General features: G+C 38.1%; 27 protein-coding genes. 1 reads left to right on the top strand and 26 read right to left on the bottom strand.

What is annotated here, in order from left to right; all coding sequences use genetic code 11:
• Positions 1–5: 5 nt before the first annotated feature.
• The 3 genes from bcd to RGB74_RS08050 all read right to left on the bottom strand — a co-directional run bounded on the left by bcd (position 6) and on the right by RGB74_RS08050 (position 4,212).
• On the bottom strand, positions 6–1,106 hold the full coding sequence (gene bcd / locus RGB74_RS08060; RefSeq protein ID WP_310762464.1) for a branched-chain amino acid dehydrogenase: 1,101 nt from the start codon (positions 1,104–1,106) through the stop codon (positions 6–8).
• A 12-nt stretch (positions 1,107–1,118) separates the two neighbouring features.
• A complete protein-coding gene (gene yqiS / locus RGB74_RS08055; protein ID WP_310762463.1) occupies positions 1,119–2,021 on the bottom strand; it encodes a phosphate butyryltransferase in 903 nt (300 codons plus the stop codon).
• Between the two features lie 130 nt (positions 2,022–2,151).
• Complete coding sequence (locus RGB74_RS08050) at positions 2,152–4,212, bottom strand: sigma-54-dependent Fis family transcriptional regulator (RefSeq protein ID WP_310762462.1); 2,061 nt, start codon at positions 4,210–4,212, stop codon at positions 2,152–2,154.
• 149 nt (positions 4,213–4,361) lie between these two features.
• Here RGB74_RS08050 and RGB74_RS08045 point away from each other — a divergent pair, with 149 nt between their 5' ends.
• The gene (locus RGB74_RS08045) at positions 4,362–4,598 is read left to right on the top strand and encodes a DUF2627 domain-containing protein (protein WP_310762461.1); all 237 of its coding nucleotides are present in this window, start codon (positions 4,362–4,364) and stop codon (positions 4,596–4,598) included.
• Between the two features lie 62 nt (positions 4,599–4,660).
• Here the strand turns inward: RGB74_RS08045 and spo0A are convergent, their stop codons facing one another.
• The 23 genes from spo0A to spoIIIAA all read right to left on the bottom strand — a co-directional run bounded on the left by spo0A (position 4,661) and on the right by spoIIIAA (position 25,253).
• Complete coding sequence (gene spo0A, locus RGB74_RS08040) at positions 4,661–5,455, bottom strand: sporulation transcription factor Spo0A (protein WP_310762821.1); 795 nt, start codon at positions 5,453–5,455, stop codon at positions 4,661–4,663.
• Between the two features lie 258 nt (positions 5,456–5,713).
• Positions 5,714–7,000 (bottom strand): SpoIVB peptidase, encoded by a 1,287-nt coding sequence (gene spoIVB / locus RGB74_RS08035; RefSeq protein ID WP_310762460.1) that lies wholly within the window; start codon positions 6,998–7,000, stop codon positions 5,714–5,716.
• A gap of 130 nt (positions 7,001–7,130) precedes the next feature.
• Entirely contained in the window at positions 7,131–8,822 is a 1,692-nt protein-coding gene (gene recN, locus RGB74_RS08030; protein ID WP_310762459.1) for a DNA repair protein RecN, read from the bottom strand.
• A 25-nt stretch (positions 8,823–8,847) separates the two neighbouring features.
• Positions 8,848–9,297 (bottom strand): transcriptional regulator AhrC/ArgR, encoded by a 450-nt coding sequence (gene ahrC / locus RGB74_RS08025; protein WP_310762458.1) that lies wholly within the window; start codon positions 9,295–9,297, stop codon positions 8,848–8,850.
• 388 nt (positions 9,298–9,685) lie between these two features.
• Positions 9,686–10,504, bottom strand: a complete 819-nt coding sequence (locus RGB74_RS08020; RefSeq protein ID WP_310762457.1) for a TlyA family RNA methyltransferase — start codon at positions 10,502–10,504, stop codon at positions 9,686–9,688.
• Positions 10,501–12,399, bottom strand: coding sequence for a 1-deoxy-D-xylulose-5-phosphate synthase (dxs, locus tag RGB74_RS08015; RefSeq protein WP_310762456.1), 1,899 nt, complete (start codon positions 12,397–12,399; stop codon positions 10,501–10,503). The genes RGB74_RS08020 and dxs overlap by 4 nt, the downstream gene beginning before the upstream one ends.
• Positions 12,400–12,419: 20 nt before the next feature.
• Positions 12,420–13,016: a hypothetical protein gene (locus RGB74_RS08010; RefSeq protein ID WP_310762455.1), complete on the bottom strand. Its 597-nt coding sequence runs from the start codon at positions 13,014–13,016 to the stop codon at positions 12,420–12,422.
• Positions 13,017–13,720: 704 nt separating this feature from the next.
• Positions 13,721–14,602: a polyprenyl synthetase family protein gene (locus RGB74_RS08005; protein WP_310762454.1), complete on the bottom strand. Its 882-nt coding sequence runs from the start codon at positions 14,600–14,602 to the stop codon at positions 13,721–13,723.
• The gene (locus RGB74_RS08000; protein ID WP_396136056.1) at positions 14,599–14,817 is read right to left on the bottom strand and encodes an exodeoxyribonuclease VII small subunit; all 219 of its coding nucleotides are present in this window, start codon (positions 14,815–14,817) and stop codon (positions 14,599–14,601) included. The genes RGB74_RS08005 and RGB74_RS08000 overlap by 4 nt, the downstream gene beginning before the upstream one ends.
• Positions 14,807–16,192, bottom strand: a complete 1,386-nt coding sequence (xseA, locus tag RGB74_RS07995; protein ID WP_310762452.1) for an exodeoxyribonuclease VII large subunit — start codon at positions 16,190–16,192, stop codon at positions 14,807–14,809. Before xseA ends, RGB74_RS08000 begins: the two co-directional genes overlap by 11 nt.
• Complete coding sequence (folD, locus tag RGB74_RS07990; RefSeq protein ID WP_310762451.1) at positions 16,192–17,055, bottom strand: bifunctional methylenetetrahydrofolate dehydrogenase/methenyltetrahydrofolate cyclohydrolase FolD; 864 nt, start codon at positions 17,053–17,055, stop codon at positions 16,192–16,194. The genes xseA and folD overlap by 1 nt, the downstream gene beginning before the upstream one ends.
• Before the next feature lie 20 nt (positions 17,056–17,075).
• On the bottom strand, positions 17,076–17,471 hold the full coding sequence (gene nusB / locus RGB74_RS07985; RefSeq protein WP_310762450.1) for a transcription antitermination factor NusB: 396 nt from the start codon (positions 17,469–17,471) through the stop codon (positions 17,076–17,078).
• A gap of 175 nt (positions 17,472–17,646) precedes the next feature.
• On the bottom strand, positions 17,647–18,051 hold the full coding sequence (locus RGB74_RS07980; protein WP_310762449.1) for an Asp23/Gls24 family envelope stress response protein: 405 nt from the start codon (positions 18,049–18,051) through the stop codon (positions 17,647–17,649).
• Positions 18,052–18,070: 19 nt separating this feature from the next.
• Positions 18,071–19,429, bottom strand: a complete 1,359-nt coding sequence (accC, locus tag RGB74_RS07975; protein ID WP_310762448.1) for an acetyl-CoA carboxylase biotin carboxylase subunit — start codon at positions 19,427–19,429, stop codon at positions 18,071–18,073.
• Between the two features lie 11 nt (positions 19,430–19,440).
• Entirely contained in the window at positions 19,441–19,941 is a 501-nt protein-coding gene (gene accB, locus RGB74_RS07970) for an acetyl-CoA carboxylase biotin carboxyl carrier protein (protein ID WP_310762447.1), read from the bottom strand.
• Between the two features lie 261 nt (positions 19,942–20,202).
• A complete protein-coding gene (locus RGB74_RS07965; protein WP_310762446.1) occupies positions 20,203–20,715 on the bottom strand; it encodes a SpoIIIAH-like family protein in 513 nt (170 codons plus the stop codon).
• A gap of 3 nt (positions 20,716–20,718) precedes the next feature.
• A complete protein-coding gene (gene spoIIIAG, locus RGB74_RS07960) occupies positions 20,719–21,354 on the bottom strand; it encodes a stage III sporulation protein AG (RefSeq protein WP_310762445.1) in 636 nt (211 codons plus the stop codon).
• Entirely contained in the window at positions 21,351–21,971 is a 621-nt protein-coding gene (spoIIIAF, locus tag RGB74_RS07955) for a stage III sporulation protein AF (RefSeq protein WP_310762444.1), read from the bottom strand. The genes spoIIIAG and spoIIIAF overlap by 4 nt, the downstream gene beginning before the upstream one ends.
• A 10-nt stretch (positions 21,972–21,981) precedes the next feature.
• Positions 21,982–23,169, bottom strand: coding sequence for a stage III sporulation protein AE (gene spoIIIAE / locus RGB74_RS07950; protein WP_310762443.1), 1,188 nt, complete (start codon positions 23,167–23,169; stop codon positions 21,982–21,984).
• Between the two features lie 17 nt (positions 23,170–23,186).
• Complete coding sequence (gene spoIIIAD, locus RGB74_RS07945) at positions 23,187–23,612, bottom strand: stage III sporulation protein AD (protein ID WP_310762442.1); 426 nt, start codon at positions 23,610–23,612, stop codon at positions 23,187–23,189.
• The gene (spoIIIAC, locus tag RGB74_RS07940; protein ID WP_310762441.1) at positions 23,590–23,796 is read right to left on the bottom strand and encodes a stage III sporulation protein AC; all 207 of its coding nucleotides are present in this window, start codon (positions 23,794–23,796) and stop codon (positions 23,590–23,592) included. Before spoIIIAC ends, spoIIIAD begins: the two co-directional genes overlap by 23 nt.
• Before the next feature lie 15 nt (positions 23,797–23,811).
• Positions 23,812–24,324, bottom strand: a complete 513-nt coding sequence (spoIIIAB, locus tag RGB74_RS07935; protein ID WP_310762440.1) for a stage III sporulation protein SpoIIIAB — start codon at positions 24,322–24,324, stop codon at positions 23,812–23,814.
• Positions 24,324–25,253 carry a stage III sporulation protein AA gene (gene spoIIIAA / locus RGB74_RS07930; protein WP_310762439.1) on the bottom strand — a complete coding sequence of 310 codons (930 nt, stop codon included), beginning with the start codon at positions 25,251–25,253 and terminating at the stop codon, positions 24,324–24,326. The genes spoIIIAB and spoIIIAA overlap by 1 nt, the downstream gene beginning before the upstream one ends.
• Between the last annotated feature and the right edge of the window lie 206 nt (positions 25,254–25,459).

Below are 25,459 nucleotides of genomic sequence, written 5' to 3'. Positions count from 1 at the left end.
CTCTATTAACGAGTTCTGCTAGACAGGATATGTCGTTCGTTTAATAAAAATTGACTTCTTGAATTTCTATTACGTTCAATACGCTCTTCTGCTAAACGGTCAGCAGCAAGATATGTCGGGATGTTATCACGCTTAGAAATTTCAATAACGCTTGCAATATTATCGTAGATTGTTTCTACTTTCTTCATTGCTCGATCACGATTGTATCCGTTAAGTTCATCTGCAACATTAATAACGCCACCTGCGTTAATAACATAATCAGGAGCATAAACGATACCCATCTCATGTAATGCATCTCCGTGTCTTGTTTCTTTAAGTTGGTTATTAGCAGCCCCTGCTACAACTTTCGCTTTAATTTGTGAAATTGTTGAATCATTAATAATCGCACCAAGTGCACAAGGAGCGAAAATATCACAATCTACACTGTAGATGTCGTCAATTTCGACAGCTTTAGCACCAAAATCTTCAACTGCACGCTGAACAGCTTCCTTGTTGATATCTGTAACAATTAATGAAGCTCCTTCTTCATGAAGGTGTTTGCATAACGTATAAGCAACATGTCCTACACCTTGAACAGCGATCACTTTACCTTCTAGTGAATCCGTTCCAAATGCTTCTTTCGCAGCAGCTTTCATACCGCGGTATACTCCGTAAGCAGTTACAGGCGAAGGATTTCCACTTGATCCAAACGCAGGGGATACACCAGTTACAAATGGTGTTTCTTGATAAATCAAATCCATATCTTCAACTGTAGTTCCAACATCTTCTGCTGTGATGTAGCGCCCGTTCAACCCTTGAATATAGCGTCCGAATGCACGGAACATTTCTTCGTTTTTATCCTTTTTCGGATCACCGATAATAACGGTTTTCCCACCGCCTAAATTGAGTCCAGCTGCTGCATTTTTATAAGTCATCCCTCTAGCAAGTCTCAGTGCATCTTCAATCGCTGCATCTTCTGAATCGTATGTCCACATTCTCGTTCCGCCAAGGGCAGGTCCTAATGTAGTATCATGAATACAAATAATAGCTTTAAGGCCGGATTGTTTATCTTGGCAAATCACCAATTGTTCGTAGTCGTAAGTCTCCATATATTTAAAAAGTTCCATTTTTGTTGCCTCCTAAAGTTTTTTATCAGTGATGACTGATTTAACAGCTAATGCTATCGAGTAATATTTACTTTCCGATGAATCCGCTCTGGAAGTCAGTACAATCGGCGCTTTAGCACCGCATAGAACTGCTCCGACTTTCGCACGGGCAAAATAAATAAGTGATTTATATAAAACATTGCCTGTTTCAATTGTCGGAACGAGCAGGATATCAGCAGCACCTGCAACATTTCCAGAGATCCCCTTATGCGATGCAGCTTCTTTGGAAATTGCGTTATCGAGTGCCAGCGGTCCTTCAACCATTCCACCTGTAATTTGCCCACGGGCATTCATTATTGTAAGGCTTGCGGCATCCAATGTTGCCTGCATGGCAGGGTTTACATTTTCTACTGCCGTTAAGACCGCAGCCTTCGGGTGTTCAACACCTGTTTGCAAAACAAAATTTATAGCATTTTGCAGTATTTGCGCTTTTTGATTGAGGTCTGGCTCGATATTCATCGCAGCATCAGTAATAAATATCAGCCTTTCATAGCCTTCAATTTCAAAAGCGGCGACATGTGATAATACTTTGCCTGTTCTAAGACCATATTCTTTATTTAATACTTCTTTTAAAAGAACAGAAGTGGGCACGAGGCCTTTCATCAGGATATCAGCATCTCCGTCATGGACAGCTTTCACAGCATTTTTAGCGGCTTTTTCAGTTGATACAACTTTTATACCAGGAGTAGATTCATTTCTTTCGTTTAACCATTCTGAAATTTTTTCCTCATCTCCAAAAAGTATAAAATGAGCTAAGCCATCTTTATAAGCTTTAAAAACACTTTCCATCACTTCTTGATCGCCAGCTTCCGCCACAGCGATGACTGGTTTAATTTTCTGATTTTCGGCTTGGCTAACCAAGTGTTCCAAACGCATTTTATCCCCCCTCAATAACAGCATTACTTATATGCAAGTTTCGTGCCAAAACTAGAAAACGGGAATCTGCATATTTCACTTTTTATTTCATGAAACTTCTTGCATACACCATGCAACTTTTTTCATGAAATTATTTGCGCGCTTTTTCATCAACACCGAATTTTTCTAACTTATAATAAAAATTACGCAGTGAAATCCCTAAAGATTTAGCTGCTCTCGTTTTGTTCCCATCAAATGTTTTTAAAGCTTCTATTAAAAGACCTTTTTCAAATTCATCCATTCTATCCGTTAAAGACTTTTCAGAAATAAGGGAATCCATAACTTTTATAGAAGCAGAATTGGGTTTGTTATGATTATTGGACAGCAGTGAAATATGACTTCTATTAATTTGGGTATCTGTATGACTCATGTGTATAATTGCACGTCCCAATATATTTTCAAGTTCACGAACATTTCCCGGCCAATGATAATCGAGCAAAAACTCTTCAGCATCTTTATTGATCACTTCAATATTTCGTCCATAATCTTGATTTAGTTTCTGCAATAAATGCTTGGCTAATAATAAAATATCATTATTTCTCAAACGAAGCGGTGGAATATAGATAGGCATTCTGTTAAGCCGGTAATAAAGATCTTGTCGGAAAGTACTCTCCGCTATCATCTTTTCAAGGTTAACATTTGTCGCAGCGATAACCCGGACATTAATCGGAATTGCCTTTGTACCTCCCACACGGCGAATTTCATTTTCCTGCAGTACCCTCAATAATTTAGCTTGTGTATTCTGTGAAAGTTCTCCAACTTCATCTAAAAAAATACTGCCTCCGTTTGCCTCTTCAAATAATCCTCTTTTACCGCCTCTTAAAGCACCTGAAAAAGCACCTTCAACATAACCAAAAAGTTCACTTTCCAATAAAGACTCTGATAGAGCTGCGCAGTTCACCCTGACAAACTTATTGAACTTCCTATCACTTGCATTATGTATGGCATGTGCAAAAAGTTCTTTTCCAGTTCCAGACTCTCCTCTAAGAAGTACTGTAGCAGGAGTGGAGGCAGCTAGTTTGCCTTGATCAACCGCAAACTTCATTTCCTCAGATTCACCAATAATATCTTCAAATGAATATTTTGCTTCAAGCGTACGGATGATTTGACGGGCACGATACAATTCCTCAGTTAACCCTTTTATCTCAGATACATCAAGGATAACACCGACACTCCCTTTAATCAGCCCATCCACAATCATCGGCGCTACATTCACAATTACGTCTTTTCGGCTGGGACCTACCTTTAAACGCGCACCTCTAATTGGCTTTCTCGTTTTGAGTACTTGCATATGAATACTCTCGCCTTCAGAAATATCAGTAGTTGCGGGCTTTCCAATCACTTGTTCAGCAGTATATCCAGTAAGTCTTGTGTAAGCAGGATTAATTAATATCCCTTTGCCTTGTTCATCCACCACAGAAATTGCTTCTTCTGATGACTGGATGATAGAAGTAAGCATACTTTGAATACTCTTCAAATTTGTAACTTCTTCGGCCAAATTTACAATTTCAGTTATGTCTTTAAAAACGGCAAATGAACCGAGAACTTTTGAATTCTGGTCAAATATTGGTGTTCGTGTCGTAAAAATCTTAGTACCGTTTTCTAATATTTGTTCCTGATTAATTTCTTCGATTCCCGAATCCAGAACACGGGGCAGCTGACTATTCGGCATTACCTTAAGTATTGATTTCCCTATCGCTTCTTCTTTAGATATACCTGTCATTTTTTCGGCACTTTTATTAAAAATTGTGATCTCTAAACGATTATTGATAACAATCATTCCATCATGAGTGTTATCTAATACCGTTTTCAATTGATGCAAACTGCCGTTTTTATTTTTAAGTGACACAGATTCCATATGGTTTAACAATCCATTAAACTGATCGGCTGTAATCATACAAGAAGCAGGGAAGTGTTTATTTAACTGATCTGCCGTCTCTTTATTCAGATGTGAATAAACCAAAAACTCAGCATCAATATCAGGTATGGATGATAAGGTGAAAGTTTGTACATTATCGAATGAATATGTATCTGCAATCTGATCGTCTGATACAAAAAGACCGACAGTCTTAAAAACATCAGAAGATCGTATTAATTGGAGCAGCTGGAATGCTTCATCATGATTTACTACTAATATAACCCTTTGCAACATCAACCCTCCAAATAAATAGATTGTTTATTTTGTATGCAAAATTCTTCATACATTAATCATACCTTAGCATGAAAGGGTTTGCAAACTCAAAATTAATCGACAATAAAATAAACTTTATGTACAATGGAGACGGTAAGGGAGATGACGGTATGAGTCGATACATCGCTTTAATCATTGTATTAATACCTGGAGTTATGGCTGTTATGGGGATTAAATGGATGAGAGATACTTTATTTGGTGTTTTGCAATTTCCATTTCCTGCTCTTTGGCTTCAGTTTTTAGCAGGTTTTCTAAGTTTTGCTGCAGGACTTTCTTTTGTTGGAGGATTTATATTCTATCGGGATAGAAAGAGAAATAAAGTACAATTAAAGTTCAAAAAAAAATGACTTGCTGATCTTATTGATCATACAAGTCATTTTTAATTTAATTTAATTTATTTGAAGGCAAATCAGCCAGCCTTGTGTTCGATTCTTAATTTATCAGCGACCATTGCGATGAACTCTGAATTCGTTGGTTTCGCTTTAGACATGGAAACCGTGTAGCCAAATAGCGATGAAATACTGTCGATGTTCCCTCTGCTCCATGCAACTTCTATCGCATGACGGATTGCTCGTTCAACACGGCTAGATGTAGTGTTGAATTTCTTAGCAATGTCCGGGTACAAGACTTTCGTTATCGAACCTAGAAGTTCAATGTCGTTGTAAACCATTGAAATGGCTTCGCGTAAATACATATATCCTTTAATATGTGCAGGCACTCCGATTTCATGAATAATACTTGTGATACTTGCGTCTAAGTTACGCGGTTTATTAATTGTTTGGAAATTGCTGCGAACATTGTTTGATGCACGTTTAACGCTGGATTTTTCGGATCCGCAAATCTGACGAATCTGGTTTGCTAAATTTTCCATATCAAAAGGTTTAAGGATAAAGTAAGAAGCACCAAGATCCACAGCCTTCTTCGTTACATCTTCCTGTCCGAATGCTGTAAGCATAATTACATTAGGTTGAGGCAGATCATCACTGGATCTAATTTTCTCCAATACAGCTAAACCATCTAAGTGCGGCATGATAATATCAAGTACGAGTACATCAGGATTTTTTCCTTCTAAAACAGATAAGCACTCCTGACCATTATAAGCTACACCAATTACATCCATATCATCTTGGCTTGAGAGATATTCCCTCAATAAACTAATTAACTCGCGGTTATCATCAGCTAAACATACTTTAATGTTTTGCACCATTATTTCCTCCCCATCCAACAATTTCTTGTTTTTCCCAATGTAAGATTTCAACAATTAATCGTAAATCCCTTTATTTTGTTGTAAATTTTTTAAAATTATTTTATATTTGCTGTAGAAAAAGCTGTTTTCTCCATTTTACTTTCGATTTCGACAGTTATTGATATGTAGAGAATGACGTTTGTCGAATTTTCTTTATATCCTTTATTATACAAAATTTTCTTGGGAATGTCTAAAAAAATAAAAAACAGGCTGATTTTAGCTCGCCTGTTTTTTTTCCTCATAAATATTAATACCTGCCTCGTCCAGCATCCATTCAATATGGACCCCATATCCGGAAGTTGGATCATTCACAAACACATGGGTAACCGCACCAATAATTCTTCCGTTTTGGATAATGGGACTGCCGCTCATCCCTTGCACAATTCCACCTGTTATTTTTAACAACTCAGGATCTGTTATTTTTATTACCATTCCTTTTGTTGCAGGAAATTTCTGAGGAACTGAACTTACTACATCCACATCAAATTCTCTAACTTTCGAACCGTCAACTACAGTTAATATTTTTGCCGGACCCTCTTTTACTTGATCCGAAAGAGCAATCGGCAAAGGTTTATTCCAGCTTCCATTCGTAAGCTTTTGGTTTAAGGTTCCGAAGATTCCAAAGGGGCTGTTTTTATTGATGTCACCTAGAATCTTTTGATCATCAGAAAATCTTGCTAATTTTTCCCCCGGATGACCATTTGACCCTTTTTCGATCGAAGTTACTGTAGATCCTAATATTTCTCCTTTATTCACCTTTATTGGCTGTTTGGTATCCATATCTGATATTACATGTCCTAATGCACCATACTTATAAGAAGAAGGATCATAAAACGTTAATGTGCCAACGCCGGCTGCTGAGTCTCTTATATATAACCCAATACGGTAAGAACGATCATTTTTATCTTGAAGAGGAATAAGCGCCTTATGCATTGTTTTTCCATTTCTGATTATGGTAACGTCTAATGGTTGACTCGATTCCCCAGATTCTCTTACAAACGGACTGACATCACCCATTTTCTGAATAGATTTACCATTTATTTTTGTAATGATATCTCCGATTTTAATATCAGCTATTTCCCCAGGTGATCTTTTACCTTCTGCTGTATTAACTAGGTGATGACCAACAATTAGTACTCCGAGTGTATTTAATTTTACACCAATCGATTGTCCGCCTGGTATTACCTTAAATTCAGATAATACTTTTACGTTCATTTTTTTAATTGGAAAATTTGATGCTTCGAGAGTTGCCATATTATCACCATATTTCTTGGCTTTAATCGAAACGACTTTCGAACTTTTGATCTCAGTTGTATATAATTCCCTGTTTTCTTGCTGAAATGCAGTACCTGCAGGAATCGTTTGTTTTAAATGCTGCCCTTTAAAAACTGTTACTGAATCAGGCATTTTAACATAATCTTGTATTGGAGATAAAAAACCGATCCCCATTAAGCTCCCAAGGAGAATAACGCCAATCATTCGCCGAAGAAAATCCTTATACATCTTTCACTCTCCTCGCTCCTAGCTCACACCCTCACCATGGCTGTACCTTTAATTTAGCCTACGGAGGATAAGATTATAACCGATAAAAAAGAAAAAGCTATTCCTTAAATGGATAGCTTTTCTTGAATAATTAAGATGATTTTTTTATGGATTCGGCCAGATGGAGAAGTTCTTTTGCATGTTGTTTTGTTAAGTCTGTTATTTCAACGCCTGATATCATTCTTCCTATTTCATTTACCTTTTCTTCCGTTTTTAGTGAAAGTACTTTCGTAACAGTTCTGCCTTGTGCAGCAGTTTTAGTAATATGAAGATGTGTGTCTGCCATCGCTGCAACTTGTGGAAGGTGGCTGATACATAAAACTTGAGATCCAACTGATACTCGATAAATTTTCTCGGCAATTGCTTGTGCTACTCTGCCGCTAACACCCGTATCTACCTCATCAAATATGATTGCAGTTATGCCCTGTTTTTCAGAAAAAATGGTTTTCAAAGCTAAAATCACACGTGACAATTCTCCGCCGGAAGCTACTTTGGATAAAGGCTTCAGTGGTTCTCCCTGGTTGGGGGAAATATAAAATTCAACATTATCCATTCCTGTTTTTAAAAATTGATTCTCATCAACATGACTGATGATTACCTCAAATTCAGTTTTTTCCATGTAGAGTTCTTTCAGCTGCTGCTGAATCGAATTTTTTAATTTTTTTGCAGTTTCTGTACGTTTTTTTGTTAACTTCTTTCCAGAGACAGTTAACTTAGAAAGAACTTTTATCTGTTTGCTCTTAAGTTCCTCAATATGATTGTCTTTATTTTGAATAAGTTGAAGTTCTTTAGAAATCTTTTCACCGTAAAGAATGATTTCTTTAACAGAATTCCCATATTTTCGTTTCAGCTTGCTTATTTCATCTAATCGCATTTCAATATTGTTAAGCCGATCTGGATTATATTCTAAAGAATCAAACATATCACGTATCTTGTAAGTGAGCTCCTCAAGAACATAGTAACTGCTTCCGAACTGCTCCTCATCTGTTTTTAATGACTCATCTAAAGCAGCAACTTGCGAAAATTCTTCCAGTGCTTTAGAAACCAGCTCAAGTCCTTTTCCTTCTCCATATAAACTGTAATAAGCATCTTGAAGATGGTCGTGGATACTCTCGAAATTTGAAAGCATCTTTTTTTCATCTTCCAGTTTATCATCTTCATCCGTTAATAAATTGGCTCCTGTTATCTCTTCTAACTGATATTCTAAAAGATCGATCCGCTGAGCGATTTCTTGTTCATTTCTCGATAGTTCAGATAATTGCTTATTAATGTCTTTAAATTCCTTAAATGCATTTTCGTATTTAACTAAATCTTCTTTAAAATCCCGATCGCCAAAACTGTCTAACAAAAATAGATGTTTATCAGGCTGCATTAAATACTGTGTCTCATGCTGCCCATGAATATCAACTAAAGCTTGTCCTATTTCTTTTAAAATGGACAGTGTTACAAGCTTTCCATTTACTCTGCATATACTCTTCCCGCTATCGGTAATATCCCTTTTTAAAACAACCATCTCATCAGTAATATTTATTCCAACTTCGCTGCATTTCTCATAAACACGATGTTCAGAATGGATATGAAACAAACCTTCAATTTCCGCTTTCGGTGTTCCATAACGGACAAATTCAGTTGAGCCTCTACCACCGATCAAAAGACCGATCGCATCAATAATTATGGATTTTCCTGCACCTGTTTCACCAGTTAGTACGGTAAGACCTTTATTAAATGACACACTCAATTCATCAATTATAGCAAAATTACGAATACTTAATTCTGCCAGCAAATACATCACACCTTATTAAAAAATTTTACAGCATATCTAAGAAACGCTGTGAGATATCTTCACTTACATCTTTGGAACGGCAAATAATCAATATTGTATCGTCACCGCAAATCGTTCCCATTAATTCTTCCCAATCCAGTTTATCAATTAAAGCACCAATTGCATTCGCATTCCCAGGCAGTGTTTTCATAATAATCAAATGGTCTGCATGATCGATACTTATAAAACTGTCTGTCAGCGTTCTTCTGAGCTTTTGAAGCGGGTTAAACCGCTGATCTGCAGGGAGACTATATTTATATCTGCCATCCATCATCGGAACTTTAACAAGATGCAATTCTTTAATATCGCGAGAAACTGTTGCCTGAGTAACATTAAAGTTTGCATTTTTCAGCAAATCAACAAGATCATCTTGCGTCTCTATATCATGGTTTGCAATCATTTCACGAATCTTAATATGTCGTTGTCCTTTATTCACCTGTAATTCCACCTCAATTTTCACACTGTCACATTCTGCCTTTATCTTATACTATTGTGCAAAGGATGTAAATTTCCTTTCCACTTTGTTGCTCTAGTCAGTGGTTGATCTCCGTTTCAGGATGTTCGCTTTCCGCGGGGCAAGCGGTGAGCCACATTCAAACGTTTCACGTATAAGTGTCTCACCTGCCCGCCTATCCCGCAGGACAAGGAAGGCTTCGGCAGCATAAACATCACACGAAGAAAATGTGACTTTCATTTTCGAGGAGTCTCACATCTTACACTCCAATCAACCTGTAATTGAAGCCTTTTAGGAAAATAACATAAAAGCAACAAACTTTTAGAAAACAGCATTTAGAAAAAAAGAAACACAAAGAAGGAGCGAGGAATTATCCCCGCTCCTTTTTGAATGTATCATGAGCTTCACGAACAACTTGTGAGATCTTTTCATCAGTCATCGCTGTTCGTTCTTCTTTATTTACTTCACCATGAAGCAAAAATTCTATGTTGCCGTCGCCGCCAGTAATAGGCGAATAAGATAAGTCTATAGGATTTATTCCATTTGCTTTTGCATATTCAACAATCTCAGAGATAACTCTTGCATGCACTTTCTCATCTCTTACAATGCCCTTTTTCCCAACTTCTTCTCTACCTGCCTCAAACTGAGGTTTTATTAGTGCAATCACCTCACCTTGATCCATTATCTGCGCTAGAACAGGCAGGATGATCCGCAGAGAAATAAAAGAAACATCTATTGTTGCAAACTTAGGAGTACCGTTTGTCAGCTCGTCGGGTGTAACATAACGAAAGTTTGTTCTTTCCATTACTGCAACACGTGAATCATTTCTTAGTTTCCAAGCTAATTGATTGTATCCTACATCGATCGCATAAATATAGCTGGCTCCGTTTTGAAGGGCGCAATCCGTAAATCCGCCTGTTGATGCCCCTATATCCATACCGATTTTGTCTTTTACATCAAAAGAAAATACCTTCAATGCTTTTTCAAGCTTCAAGCCGCCTCTTCCAACGTAAGGAATAACATCCCCTTTTACATGCAATGGTGCATCGAATTCAATTTTTTCACCAGGCTTGTCTAATCGTGATGTGCCGGAAAAAACGAGTCCTGCCATAACAGATCTCTTCGCTTTTTCTCTCGTTTCACATAATCCGCGATTCACAAGCAGAACATCTACTCGTTCTTTTTTCATGTAAAAAGGCCTTTCTCTGTCTTTCTCTTCATGAGAGATTTTACGCGATCTACAATATCTGGCGTTGTTAAACCAATCTCTTCAAGAAGCTTTGTGACGCTTCCATGTTCAATAAAGCAATCTGGAATACCCATACGGTCGATTATAGCATTTGCATGATGATCTGATGCATGTTCAAGTACTGCGCTTCCAAACCCACCTTGCAGCACAGCTTCCTCAAGAGTTAAAATCGGCATGTTTTCCGCATACAATAAATTCAGCATTTTTGTATCAAGCGGTTTAATAAAACGAGCGTTAATAACACGAGCTGAAATTCCAGATTTCGCAAGTATTTCCCAAGCTTCCAGCGCCATCGGTATCGTTGTTCCAAATGTCAGGATAGCAACATCATCGCCCTCTTTAAGAACTTCCCATGAGCCGATCGGAATATCTTCAAATTCTTCATCCATAGGAACACCTATTCCATTTCCTCGAGGAAATCGTATAGCAATAGGGCCATCATCATATTTTAATGCAGAATAAACCATGTTCTGCAGTTCGTTTTCATCTTTACCCATCATCAATACCATATTTGGAATATGGCGTAAGAAGGCAATATCAAATACTCCTTGATGTGTTTCACCATCTGCGCCTACTAAACCAGAGCGGTCAATGGTAAATAAGACGTTCAGATTTTGTCTTGCAACATCATGAACTACTTGGTCATATCCTCTTTGTAAAAAAGTTGAGTAAATCGATAAAACAGGCTTCATGTTTTGGGTTGCTAAACCTGCAGCCATTGTTGTTGCATGCTGTTCTGCTATTCCGACATCAAATAATCTTTCAGGAAAAGCTTTCCCATAATCCACGAGCTTAGATCCTATCGTCATTGCTGGTGTAATGACGACTACGCGCTCATCTTTCTCAGAAATTTTTTCAAGCGTTTTACTTACAACCCCACTATAAGAAGGACCGACTTGCTTTGGCTTAATCTGTTGACCCGACTCAATTTTATATGGACCAACACCATGCCAGCTGTCATTTTTATCAAGTTCCGCCGGCTCGTAGCCCTTGCCTTTTTTTGTTAGAACGTGAATGATAACTGGTCCTTTTGTCTTTTTGGCATATTTCAGATTATCAATTAAATCATCCAAATCATGTCCATCAACAGGTCCCAGATACGTATAGCCGAGTTCTTCAAAGAACATTCCAGAGACCAGCAAGTATTTCAAGCTGTCTTTTACTCGCTCTGCTGTTGATGCGAGCTTTCCGCCGAAAGCAGGGATTTTACGAATCAATGATTCCAATTCATCCTTGGCTTTGTTGTACTTTCTTGCTGTTCTCATTCGTCCAAGAACATTATGAAGGGCACCTACGTTTGGCGCTATTGACATTTCGTTATCATTTAATACAACGATTAAATCCTTTTTCTCATGCCCAATGTGGTTTAGTGCTTCTAGGGCCATCCCGCCCGTAAGTGCTCCATCACCAATTACAGCAATGACTTTATCATCTGACTTCTTTAAATCCCGCGCAACAGCCATACCCATTGCTGCAGAAAGAGAAGTGGAGCTATGACCCGTTTCCCATACATCATGTTCACTTTCGATCCGTTTTGGAAATCCACATAGCCCTTTATGCTGTCTTAATGTATCAAATTGTGCAGCTCTTCCTGTAAGGATTTTATGCACGTAAGCTTGATGCCCAACATCCCAAATAATTTTATCTTTCGGACTATCAAATACTTTGTGAAGGGCAAGAGTCAGTTCTACGACCCCTAAGTTTGGTCCTAAATGCCCTCCAGTAACTGAAAGTCTTTCAATTAGAAAGGAACGGATATCACTTGCAATTTTGTTTAATTCTTCAGTCTCATAAGTTTTTAAAAAATGAGGATTTTGAATATCTTCCAATTTCATGGAATAAACCTCTCTTTCCATTAACGCCTTTTCTTCTCTTTTTTAGCAGGCGATAGCAGTTTAATTCTTAATTTTTCCTCAATGAAATATAATAAACGCCCAACCTGAAAAATAATAAAGGTTGAGTGATTAATCGCATATGATTTCCCAAGTGCTTTTCCACCGACTGTAATAGCAGCAACTACACTTGTAAATAGGATAGTAACGATGTATTCCAAATTGGAACTTGGGTTGTTTCCGATTGAAATCGTTAATTCTGCAACTACAGCGGCCGAAGCTGTACCGCTCACAATACCTGAAATATCACCGATAACATCGTTGCAAAAGTTCGCTACCCGATCTGCATTTCTTGTAATTAAAATTGCGTGTTTGGCACCAATCACCCTTTCAGATGCCATTGCATGAAACGGAACTTCATTGGCAGCAGTGGATGCAACTCCTATAATATCAAAAATAACACCTGTTAATACAATTAAAAAAACAATTCCCATCCCAATGGCCCAAGAAACACCATTTAGGAAAAATGAAGAGACAACTGTAAAAATAGCCGCTAACACAAGAGTGATAACGGCAATGCTTGTACTCCATTTGAGTGTTTTTGAAAAGGAAGTCTTCATGCATAACTCCTTCTTTTTTGGTCACTTTATGTAATAAGGGAGTGGTCACCAAATTAAGTAAAGACTGCGGCTTAGGTCCAGTAGGTTTTCCCAGAAGAGTACGAAATGTCGCCATATTCGCGGTTTCCCTTTATTCTCTTCTTAACGCTGTCACCAAACGTTAGACTAGATTACCACTTAGTCCGCACTATAATCCCTAATAGGTGTCAAAATAACAGAACAGTCTAGGAGTTTTCCTCAACAGCCTTTTGCACATTCCCTAGCCTCTTTTGCAGAGAAGATTTCATATGGTATAAAGCTCAAAATCAGCGGCCAACCGAAACTGGCTTTTCACACCATAATCCCCTCAAGCTCCACTCAAGGCAGGCTACGCTGCTCGCCTTTTCTTTTCCTGAAATCAAGAAAAGCGGCATTGCAGGTTCAAACCCCATTTCGCAGTAAGGTCTTTTGAACACGAACCGCAAATATGGGGGCCTCCGCGGAAAAAGGGTCATCGCCCACATGCCATTGTGGATCGCCCTTCAACCTTAACTCCCAGCGTTAACCCAAGGCTGGGCGCCTCAAGCCAACACAAGGAACTTCATCGATGTGCCCTTTGGCGGATTTTTAGGCCCGCCTTCAGGAATGGGGGGCTGACTAGAATACTGCACCACTCCAAAGCAAATAATATCATACCATAATTACAATTGCTCAACAACAATCCTTTAGTGGTTTCTTTTTATAATGTAGTCAGCAATAGAAGCTAATATGACTGTATCCGCGTTAATTTTCCTTAAATATTGCAAAGAGATTTCTATGTGATTTTCCATTTCTTTCTTTGCACCTTCGAGACCAAGAATCTTAGGGTATGTTGTCTTACTATTTGCCTCATCACTGCCTATCGGTTTACCAAGTTGTTCTTGATTTCCTGTAACATCAAGTATGTCATCCTGAATTTGGAAAGCGATCCCCATATGCCTTGCATAATTCCTTAAATATGTAAGCTCATCATCTGTGGCACCAGCCGCAATTCCGCCGGCCAAAACAGAACATTCCAGCATTTTTCCAGTTTTCTTCTCATGAATACTCTCAAGTTCATGCAAGGAAAGTTTTCTGTTTTCTCCCTCTATATCCTCTACTTGTCCGCCAACCATACCACCAGATCCCGCTGAAACAGATAGAAGGGAGATTAATTTGACCTTTTGATCGGCATTAAGATACTTATTTTCTGCAATCAGTGTAAAGCTCTCAGTTAATAATGCATCACCTGCTAAAATAGCATTGGCTTCACCGAATACTTTATGACTTGTTAATTTACCCCTTCGATAATCATCATCATCCATGGAAGGCAAATCATCATGAATGAGTGAATATGTATGGACGAATTCAATTGCACAAGCTGCATCGAGAACATGTAATGGATTATGTTGGAAAGCTTCCACTACAGACAGGGATAATATTGGGCGCAGCCTCTTCCCTCCAGCACTAATAGAGTACATCATGGCTTTTTTTAGAGTTTCAGGAATATGAAGCTCTTGTAAATAATTCATCATCCTGTTTTCGACTATTTTTTTCTTTTGTTTAAGATATTGTTCAAATTCGCTCAACGATCTTCCTCCTGAATGATGAAGGGTTCTTCTTCTCCATCTTCATGTAAAATCGTATCCATTTTTTTCTCAACATTCTTAAGTTTTGTATGACAAAGTTTTGAGAGCTTCATGCCTTGCTGATAAAGGTCAATACTTTCTTCCAAAGGAACATCTCCTTGCTCGAGTTTCTCAACAATCTCCTCGAGCTGCTCCATAGCTTCCTCAAACGTCATTTTTTTGCTCGTTTTTTCTGCCATTTTTTAAGGATCCCTCCGTTCCGATTATATGACAATCGATTTGTCCATCTTTCAGCTTAATCGTTAATGCTTCTCCAGTTTTTACTTGTTTAATAGATTTCACAAGTTCAGTTTTTCCTTTTTTATAAGTTAGACTGTATCCTCTTTCCATTATAGCCAATGGATTAAGTGAAGATAGCCGAGATATCTTATGAGAGAAATTTGTTTGATGCTGTTTTAGATACCTGTTTGATTCTTTAATTAATCCTTTATGCAGAGATTCCACTTTTTCACTTGCTTTTTGCAGCTGTCCAGCTGGCGAGAATAATGCTAAATGCCTTTCAGTTTGCAAAAGATATTTCTGGTGTTCTCCTACAAAACCCGCCACTGTCTTCTTTAACTTATCAATACTCCTGTCCAGCTCTTGTTCTTTTTGTCTAATAAGCTGTGTTGGATATTTAAAAGCGTAGGACTTTTGAAGACGCATTAAGTTTTGCTGCTGTCCTGAATAATATTCTTCCATAACCCGTTTTAATCTTACTTTCCTGTGCTGAAGTCTGTCGCCCAATTCATCGAGGTGAGGAACGGCTAATTCAGCAGCTGCCGTAGGTGTAGGGGCTCTCAAATCAGCAACAAAGTCTGCAATCGTAAAATCCGTTTCATGACCTACAGCAGAAATTACTGGCAAATTGGAATTTGCTATAGCCCGCGCTACTATTTCTTCATTAAATGCCCACAATTCTTCAATGGATCCGCCGCCGCGTCCAACAATTAACAAATCAGCTTTATTTACTTTATTCGCTTGACCGATCGCCTTAACAATAGAAGGTGCGGCTCCTGGACCTTGTACCAGAACAGGAAATAATGTAATTGAAGCTAATGGAAACCGCCTTTTAATAGTCGTGAAAATATCTCTGACTGCTGCTCCTGTAGGTGAAGTAATAACACCAATACGAACTGGAAACTTTGGAAGCTGCCCTTTTCGCGAAACATCAAATAAGCCCTCAATCTCAAGTTTGTTTTTCAAAGCTTCATAAGCTAAAAATAAATTACCGATACCATCTTGCTGCATTGTTTTTGCGTAAAGCTGGTATTGACCCTGTGGTTCGTAAACGGAAAATGAGCCTTGAATGAGAACTTTCATGCCTTCTTCAGGCTGGAAATTCAAATATCTGTTATTGCCAGCAAACATGACTGCACTTACTCTGCTTTGTTCATCTTTTAATGTGAAATATAGATGTCCTCTGCTATGCATCTTCACATTTGAAAGCTCACCCTTAACCCAAACTTCTTGCAGATTGCCGTCATTTTCAAAAAGCCTTTTAATATAACGCGTAACAGCAGAAATTGGAACATAACGATTGTTTTGCATTAATGAACTTCCTTTGTCTTCTTTCTCCATTTAGATGCGAGCACTGTATTATTCATAAGCATTGTGATTGTCATTGGTCCGACTCCACCTGGAACTGGGGTTATATGTTTTGCTTTTGGTTTAATGGCTTCAAAATCAACATCACCGCACAATTTACCACTCTCAAGCCTATTGACACCTACATCTATAACTACAGCACCAGGGCGAACCATATCTTCTGTAATAATATTGGGTCTTCCAACAGCCGCTATTAATATATCAGCTTGTAAAGTCTGTTCTTTTAAATTTTTCGTTTTTGAGTGGCAATAAGTAACAGTAGCATTTTCTTTAAGAAACAATTGACCAGCAGGTTTCCCAACTAAATTACTTCTGCCCACAACCACAACATGTTTACCTGAGATATCTTCCCCGGTTTTCTTAACCATTTCTAAAATTCCGAGCGGGGTACATGGTATAAAAGCATGCTTATCACCTGCGTGCATTCTTCCGATATTTATAGGATGAAAACCATCCACATCTTTTTCAGGTATTATTGCTTCAATAATTTTTGTTTCATTAATATGAGAAGGCAGGGGAAGCTGAACAAGGATACCATCAATTTGTTCATCACTGTTATAGGATTGGATGCAGGCTAATAAATCACTTTCAGAAATAGTTTCTGGTAATTCTGTCAAAACTGAGTGCATTCCCAGTTCTTTACACGTTCTTTCCTTAGCAAGGACATATGAACGGCTGGCGGGATGGTCACCCACCAAAATCACCGCTAAACCAGGAGTATTCCCTTCTTGCTTAAGAACTTTTATTTCCTCAGCAAGCTGTTCTCTAATCTCTTTTGCAATTTGCTTTCCATCTAAAACAGTCATTCTATTTCCCCCTCAAAAAATTATTTTTTGCGGATTTCAGCAACGATCTTTCCTAATACTCCATTTACAAAACGTCCGGCTTCTTCACCGCCAAATATTTTTGCAGTCTCAATGGCTTCATTTAACGTAACATTCTTAGGTGTATCGTCCATAAACAGCCATTCATAGGCAGCAATTTGCAAAACAACACGTTCTACATTCGCAAGTCTAGAAAAGCTCCATTTTTCTAAATAAGGAGTAAGAAAACGTTCGATTTCTTCTTTATTTTCCACAGTTCCTATAACGATTTTCTCCAAAAATTCATCTGATGGTTCACCATCTAACACATGTTCCATTGCCTCTTCGGCGGTAATATCACTTACTTCTATTTGAAAAAGCGATTGAAATGCTTTTTCTCTGGCAAGTCTACGTTTCATCTTTCGACTTCCTTTCTATTTGCGAACAATTTCTATCTAGCATAATACCATACTAAGAGCAGAGGTTACAATCCGAACAAAACAACTAAAATCCTTCAAAACATTCAGTTTTTTAGAAAAAAAAGAGTAGATTTCCACAATAGGAATTCTACTCTTTCGCATATTTTCCTTTTAATCAGTAAACTTCAGGTGCTTCTTGGTGTTTTTCTTTTGATTCAAACTGTACACCAACTACAAAAACGTTGATATCCGTTGCTTCAAGAGCTGTCATGTCTAAGAGAGCTTGTCGGATATGATCCTGAATCTTTTGTGCCACATCAGGAATTGAAACGCCATATTTCATGGATACATATACATCAATGGAAATACCCGTTTCGGTTAATTCAACTTTTACACCCTTGCCATGTGATTTCTTTCCTAAACGCTCTACTACTCCACTTGCAAAACTGCCTCTCATCGCAGCAACACCATCAACATCAGAAGCTGCAATACTTGCAATGACTTCAATAACTTCTGGGGAAATTTCTACTTTTCCTAATTCAGAAGCATAACTTTCCATTTCAAAAGATAGTTCGTTCATCTCATGCACCTCCGTACAATTATTTACTTTTTGATGTTAGATCATGGATTTCTAAAAACTTAGTATTAAAGTCTCCATTTACAAACGTTTCATGGTTTAACAAACGCATGTGGAAAGGGATAGTCGTGTGTACGCCTTCAATAACAAATTCACTGAGCGCGCGCTTCATTCGATCTATAGCTTCTTTCCTAGTATTTCCATAGGTAATAACTTTAGCAATCATCGAATCATAAAATGGAGGAATCGTGTAGCCAGGGTATACAGCTGAATCGATACGAACTCCTAAACCACCTGGAGGAAGATACATTTCAATCTTTCCTGCTGAAGGCATAAAGTTTTTATCCGGGTTTTCAGCGTTAATTCTGCACTCAATGGACCAGCCATTAAATTCAACATCTTCTTGTTGATATTTTAATCTTTCCCCTGAAGCTACTTTAATTTGCTCTTTTATCAGATCTATTCCTGTAACCATCTCAGTTACTGGGTGTTCAACTTGAATACGAGTATTCATTTCCATAAAATAAAATTCGCCTGTGTTATGGTCAAAAATAAATTCTACTGTTCCTGCACCTGAGTATTGTACAGCCATTGCAGCTTTAACGGCTGCATCACCCATCTCTTGTCGTTTTTCAGGTGTTATAGCAGGTGAAGGTGTTTCTTCGAGCAATTTTTGCAATCGTCTTTGAATACTGCAGTCTCTTTCACCCAAATGAATCACATTTCCGTGATTATCAGCTAAAACTTGAATTTCAACATGACGGAAATCTTCAATAAATTTTTCGATATAAACACCAGGGTTCCCAAATGCAGTTGCAGCTTCTTGCTGGGTGATCGCGATTCCTTTTAGGAGTTCAGCTTCGTTCTTTGCAACTCGAATCCCTTTTCCTCCACCGCCAGCAGTCGCTTTTATAATTACTGGATAGCCAATTTCATTGCTTAGTTCAATGGCTTCTTCTTTCCCGCTAATAATCCCGTCTGAACCGGGAACAATCGGTACTCCAGCTTCTTCCATAGTTGCTCTGGCCACATCTTTTATTCCCATTTTGTTAATGGCTTCTGCACTAGGTCCAACGAAAGTGACATTGCATTCACGGCAAAGTTCTGCAAAATCAGCATTTTCAGCCAAAAATCCATATCCAGGGTGAATAGCGTCAGAACCGGTTAAAGTGGCCACACTCATTATATTTGTAAAATTTAAGTAACTGTCTTTTGAAGCAGTGGGTCCAATACAATAAGCCTCATCCGCCAAACGGACATGCAAGGCATCCTTGTCGGCTTCTGAATAAACGGCTACTGTTTCAACACCCAGCTCTTTGCACGCTCGAATAATTCGTACTGCAATCTCACCACGGTTTGCTACTAATAGCTTATTAATCATAAATATACCCCCTATTCTGCTTTCACAAGGAACAGAGGCTGTCCATATTCCACTAATTGTCCATTATCAACTAAAACCTTGACAATTTCACCGTTTACTTCTGATTCAATCTCGTTGAACAGTTTCATTGCTTCAATAATACAAACAATGCTGTCTTTGGATACTTGATCACCTGTTTTCACAAAAACATCAGCATCTGGTGATGGAGAGGCGTAAAAAGTACCAACCATTGGCGATACAATCTTATGTAAAGAAGCGTCATCTTCTGCTTTTACCGTTTCATTTTTTGTTTCAGGTTCTGCCTTTGCAGGTTCAGCGGCCTGTACTTGAGAAACAGGTGCAGCTTGTTGGACTACAGGATGATCCTGAGATTCTTCCAGCTGATATGAAGATACTGTTAGATTGTTCTTTTTCAAAACAATCTTTGCACCGTCATTTTCAAATTTAAATTCATTAATGCTTGATTTGTCGATTAGTTTAATTAATTCACGGATTTCTTGTATTTTTAGCATAAAATTTCGACTCCTTTAAAATCCTTAACATATTTTAGTACCTTCTATTGTGACTAGGTATTAGCAAAAGTAATATATCATATTTTTCTGTTAATAGATAGTAAGAATCAGTATTACTTCACTTGCAGAATGTAATCTTACCCTCTGTGAAAGCGTTTCCTGAAAATAAAAGAACTTTTCATCTATTTTGACCTATTATAAAGAAATACAAACGATAATAAAAGAAAAAAGCCGGATAAATATCCAGCTTCCTTCTTTTTCTTATTTTGCAGCTTGAAATTCAACAGCTACTGTTTTACTAGTTCCTAAATGCTCATTTGCAAGATTCATGATTTGAACTACATCTTTTTTGGATAGTTTATCGGCTTTAACGATTACCTTTACTTCATGATCCATTGAATTTACTAGTGCATCTTTAAACCCTTTTGCTTTAATTAGCGTTTCTACGGTTTGTTCTTTCATAGAAAGTGACTGCAGTTCGGAAAGTTTTTCCCAAGCTTCGGCTGCTACCTCTGCTGACGCATCTTCTGATCCTGCAACAGATACATAATCAGACTCCATCTCATCACGAAGTTCATCTCTTTCAAGACGAAGCGCCGTGAACATGTCGTCATTTGCTACTCCAGAGACCGTTGCATCTTTACCTGATTTCTTCCCTGCTTCAAGGTAAGCTAAATCATCTGAACTTCCTGGAGAAGTAATGTAATAGACTGATAAAACAATAATTAAACTAAGCATTGTCAAGAGCCATACCGTTTGTTTCTTTAATAACATTTTTTATTCCCCCTCAGAATTTTTTGGGCCTACAAAAACTTCGTTGCTCCCAATATCAAAAACCTTTGTAACTAAATCAATAATCATTGCTTTTGTTTGAATATTTTCAGCACCTTCTGCCAGTACAGCAACCCCCTTAATCTTGGGTTTTTCTGTAGTAACAACAATCGGTTCTTCTTTTCCGTCGTTGGATACAATTACTATCTTTTCATCTACTTTTTGATCTTCTATTGTTCGTTTCCCGCCGTTTTTATCATTTTCAGACGTTGTTTGACGCTGTGTACTGTCATCGGTAGCGAATGCTTTTTGCTCCGTTCTCGAAAGTTCAACCCAAACAGATACTCTTCCAACTCCTTGCATCTGCTCCAGCAAATCCTTCAGTTCATTTGAATAGCGATCTTCGTATGATTTAATATTTTTATTCGTTACTTCTTTCGCTTCCTTAAAAACTGCTTTTGTATTAGTCTCCGTATTAATTGTTTCCAGAGAGTTCGTTTGTGCAGGGGAGTCAATCATTTTACTGATGAACATGAGAGCGATTCCCATCAGAAGCAATATTAGTAAGTATTTTTGTTTATTCCCTGCTTTGTCACTTAGCTGCAGCCATTTTTTTATCCCTTCCCAAAATGAGTGTTTCATTGGGATGACTCCTCTCCCCCTTCCATTTTCACCACTATTCGCTCAGATTCCAGCTGCCACTCTCTTGACAAGAATTGGAGAATCTCATCTGGAACAGCATCTTGATGCATTTTTTTCGAATCAGAAACATGAACATCCACTTCCGAAACTTCTGATATTCCTTCTTGTTTTTTATAACGGGCTAGTACCACATCTGCTCCAGAAATATCTTCAGGATTTAACGGTTCACGAATACGATCCGTTTGGATTTGAAGATCGACAATTTCTACTCCATACGTCTTTTTCAACTCCTCCTGAACTTGTTCTCTCAATGGGACAGCCATTTGCTTTAATATATATGCACGTTGTGTATCTTGTATTTCACTTTTATTTGTTTCTATCGAATTTTTTATTTCGTCCGCGTCTGCAGCAGCGGGCAGGTCCATTTGTTTAAACACTTGATCAAAGTTTGTGTTCAATATTTTAAATACAGGTGAGAGCATAGCCAGAAGAATGAGGAGTCCTATCACCATTTTGATATAGCTTTGAAACTGATTGCCGGGCAGTAATAGTTCAATAACACCTGCTAATAGTACAAGGACAATAATATTGGTGACCCACTCCGTCAATAAGCTCATACAGCACCCCCTAACGAACCATCATAGTTACATTCCCTGCAGCTATGATTATAGTTATCGCGAGAAAAAACATGATGGATACCGTCATCAGAGCTGCAAAAATAAACATGACACTTTTACCGATAATTCCTAAACATTCAACGATCGGCCCTCCTCCTAATGGCTGGAGAAGAGCTGCTGCGATATTATAGATAAATGCCAATATTAGTACTTTAATAGCTGGAAAGACGGCGAGGAGCAAGAGAACTACGACACCTATTATTCCAACAGAGTTTTTCAGCAAGATCGAAGCACTCATCACTGTATCTGTAGCATCTGTAAACATACGTCCTACTACCGGTATGAAATTACCGGTTATGAATTTTGCGGTCTTAATTGTAATCCCGTCTGTTACTGCAGCTGTTGCTCCTTGTACACTCATAACGCCTAGAAAAACAGTGAAAAATAAAGCTAAAGATCCGATCCCGATATTTCTTAATAGTTTTGCGAGCTGGGTAACTTTGTGATGTTCAGACATCGTAGACACAATGCTTAATAAAGCGGATAAAAACAAAAGTGGAAGTACAAAATTTTTGATAAGCAATCCACTCGTATTTACAAGAAATAGAATAACAGGATGAAAGAAAGCAACTGATGCGATACTTCCTACTGTCGCCATTAAAGCGAGCAGCAGAGGGATAAGGGCAATCATAAAATTAAGCATATTATCGATTGCATCTACAGCATAGGTAATTGCAACATGAAAACTGTTAAGAGCAAGTATGATAAGAACCATATATATAATGCCATAAGCTACTTTCGAGATCGCTGACCGATCAAATGCATTTTGAATGGATTGGAGCAGCATGCTGAACACTGTGAGTAAAATTAATGTCCCTAAAAGCTTGCCGTGTACAACCAGCTCATGAAAAGTGAACTTAAGCAGCCCTAACATATAGGCTTTTAATGAAAATTGCTTATCTCCTTTCACAAACTCCAAAAAGGATCCTTTTTGACTTTCGGGCAAGAAGCCTCCATATTCTTTCGTAATGCTATCCCAATAATCCTTAACCTCATCCAGCTGCATCGAATTGATTTGATGCTCTACAATTTCTTCCGTAAAAGAATTATTTGATGCAGCAGCAACTGTTTTAGCATCTGAGAAGAATAAAAAGAAGATAAAAACTACTAAGCTTGTCCGCATCATACGATTTGTCATTCTTACAACCCGCCTTCTTATTTGGGAATAAGCGTTAGAACCGTTTCAATAATGACGGTTAGTATCGGAATAGCCATTACTAGAATAAGGATTTTTCCGCCAAGTTCGATCTTGGATGCAATCGCTCCCTGACCTGCATCTCTTGTAATCTGTGCACCAAATTCGGCGATATAAGCGATTCCTATTATTTTTAAAAGCGTTTCTACATACATCATATTTACATTTGCATTTAAAGCAATCCGCTCAAGCATCGATAAAACCTGTCCTATTTTATCGATTAGAAACAGGAATATCCCCACCCCAACAACAAGTGTTATTAAAAAAGCAAAATTAGCTTTTTGTTCTTTAAGGACGAGTGCTAAAAATGCTGCAACCAGTCCAAACCCAACAATTTGGATGATTTCCAATCGATCTCCCTCCTTAGTTGTGGAACAAAAAGACATCCTTTACTTTTTGAAACAAGTCATCTAGCAATGAAATCACCATAAATAGAGCAACAACAAACCCCAATAACGTTACCCAGTGTGCGTAATCCTCTTTCCCAATCATTTTTAAGACGGTATGCAGCATCGCCACGATAATACCTAATCCTGCAATTTGAAATACTGTATTTACATCTAATCCCATACCGATTTCCTCCTGTTACATTAAAAGGATAACGATTAAAAGTCCCATTAAAATTCCAAGACTTTTGCACATTTTTTCATAACGCTCCTGAATGTCTCTTGCTTCCTTTTCTTCACGATTAAGGTGAGCAAGCGTCAATTGAATTTGTTTTTGCTGATGTTCTTTATCATGTCTTCCAAGTGTTGCGCCAAATTGACGAAGCACCTCTATTTCTCCGCTTTTAAAAGATGTTTCTTTCGCTAAAACCAGCAATTCCTTTTCCCAAGCCTCCTGAACGGAGAGATCTCCTTGATCCAACAGATCAGAAATCGTTAGAAAAAAGGACGATAGCGGTTCCTTCAATGGTCGCCCGATATGCTGAAATGCCTCATTCAATGGTGTTGAGCCATACATAATCTCAGCTTCAAGTGCCTGGAGCGTTACTTTTAATTCTCTGAGACGTTTTGGTCTTTCTCTCACTCTCTTAGCGAACTCAAAACCCGTGATCGTAGTTGCAGTCAAAATAGCTAATGCACCAATCCAGCTCATCAATATGCACCGCCAGACGACCGGTAAATCTCTTTAAATTCACCATCATAAATCTTTTGTATCGTTCCTGGTCCTTTTTCTCTGCTTAAAATAATGTATCTCTGAAACAATGAAAGACCAGATAATGGAGACATTACAGGTCGCTTTAAAGCATCTTCCAAACTGCTTCCATGAGCTGTGAAAATCATCTGCACACCCGCATGCATCGCCTCTAAAATGGCTTCACCATCTTCTTTTCTTCCGATTTCGTCCACAATCAAGACTTGAGGGCTCATCGAACGGATGAGCATCATCATCCCTTCAGCTTTTGGACAGGCATCGAGTATATCGACTCGTCTGCCAAGTGAGTGTTGTGGAACACCTTTTATGCATCCCGCTATTTCCGATCTTTCATCAACAATCCCAACTTTAAACGATGGGATGTTTTTTTGATGGACTCCACAACTGACTAGTCTTGCAATGTCTCTAAGCAATGTTGTTTTTCCGGTTTGAGGAGGTCCAATCAGCAAAGTATTCATCCAATTTTTTTGAAATAAATAGGGCAGCAGCGGTTCTGCGATTCCTATTTTCTGACGGGCAATCCTTACGTTAAAAGAGCTGATATCTTTAATGGCTTTCACAAAGCCATGCTCTGTTATAACTTTTCCAGCTAATCCGACGCGATGTCCGCCTGCAATAGTGATATAACCGCGTCTCAATTCTTCTTCTAAAGCATATAGTGAATGCTGGCTTAAACGATTCAAAAGAACTTGGGCTTCCTCAGCAGAAACCGGCCGTTCAGAAGGATAGACAGGTTTTCCTGAACATAAAATTTCTAACGGCTGTCCGATTCTGATTCGGAGCTCTTCTATGGATTGAAGAATTTGAACAGGCTGTGTTTTTAATAGATGCTGCAATTCATCTGGGAAAAGTTTAAAAATATTTTCCATAACCGGCTCTCCTTTTAAAGGCTCGTACTTTAAAGGTATGGCTTATCCTTATGCTTTATGCCAATAATGAGCCGTTTAGAAGAGTTAAGAGAATAAACTTCTATTTAAAGGAGTAAAGAATGAAATAATATGGTTTATCACCATAAAAATTGGGGGTTGCATGCTTTTTTGATTATTGTGTGAGGTATTAAACGGGAAAAATTAAT

This window comes from Bacillus sp. NEB1478, from assembly GCF_031582965.1.
In the GTDB taxonomy this organism is placed as follows: domain Bacteria; phylum Bacillota; class Bacilli; order Bacillales; family Fictibacillaceae; genus Fictibacillus.
Note: the sequence above shows the minus strand (reverse complement) of the source record. Positions and strands in the feature narration are given on the sequence as shown.